Origin of the sequence: Lamprobacter sp. (assembly GCF_034860625.1) — a bacterium.
In the GTDB taxonomy this organism is placed as follows: domain Bacteria; phylum Pseudomonadota; class Gammaproteobacteria; order Chromatiales; family Chromatiaceae; genus Lamprobacter.
On sequence record NZ_JAYESN010000567.1, the window covers coordinates 1 to 1,184 of the forward strand.

Genomic DNA, 1,184 nt, shown 5'->3' on the forward strand with positions numbered 1-1,184 from the left:
CACAGGCTGTCAGGCTTGCGTGATGGCATGCCAGCAGGCTGTCAGATTCGCAGGCTGATAGGCATGCTGGAGAACGCTTCAGTGCGCGACCGGCTTGCTCGGTAGCTCGGCTTTGAGCGCGTTGGCATAGGCCGCCCGCGCGGTTTGGGCGATGCCGAGCTGTTGCTGCAGGCGTTGGATCTCTTGGTCGCAGACGCGCAGGTTGGTCACCTGCTGTTGGGCGGCCTCGGAGAGGTCGGCGATCGGGTAGTCGGTGCCGTCGATGGTGAGGGTTTGGGGTTGGTCGGTCATCTGGGCCTCCGAAAGGGCTTCATCGGGTGTTTGCAAGGGGGTGAGCGGGTTGGGTGCGGCTTTGGGCTTGTCGCTCAGAGCGACTTGCCGCGCACTGTCGGTGCTGAGCGGATCGGACACAGACGGAAGCACGGACGCCGACTGGTCTGCTGCAGGTGAATGGGTATCTGTCAAGGGAGAGACCTGCGTCGCGGCTTGCGAGTCCAGTGACAATGGAGCCCATGGTTGGTCCCTGTCTAGCCCTTCGCTCGGGGCGAGGTCAACGACTGCGGTCGATGGACCCGTGATCACGGCATCTGCTCCGCGCAGCGCCCCGCGCCAAGCCTTGATCAGCAGCCAGAACAGCGGCGCGACCAGCAGCATGAACAGCGGCGCGGTGTAGATGAAGGGGCCCATCCAGCGCGGGTGGGCCTCGAACACCGCCAGGGCAACGGTGATCAGGGTCACGCCCAGTGCCAGCAGCGGGATGCCGTAGATCAACAGCGGTCGATCGCTCAGGGCGCGGCGCGGCAGCTGCAGCCTGTCGGCCTCGTGCAGCCAGGCCACCGCGAAGGCGTGAGCAATCTCGTCGATACTGGTGCCACGACGCAGTAGGGCTTTGAGCTGGCCGTGATCCGCGCTTGCGCGCTTGTAAGGGTCGGTACTGAGGATGTGACGCTTGAGCAGTGGCACGGCCAGCGCAACAAAGGCCTCGCCGCCGCCGCTTTGCGCCAGCAGCTGCTGCTTGAGCTCCCGTTGCTCGAGCCAGGGCGTCAGCTCTGGCAGCTCGCTGAGGGGGATCTCTCGGCCGTTGTTGGGATTGGCGACTGCGCTCATGCGTGCTCGGCCATCAACGCCCGTCTCGCACCACATACTTCCAGGCATCGCGGGCCGAATCCCGATAGCGCCTGGCC

General features: G+C 65.4%; 1 protein-coding gene. It reads right to left on the reverse strand.

From position 1 onward, the window contains the following. Window positions 1-78: 78 nt before the first annotated feature. Window positions 79-1,184 (reverse strand): hypothetical protein (locus VBE63_RS29840; RefSeq protein WP_323686588.1); only part of this gene is annotated, 1,106 nt, incomplete at its 5' end.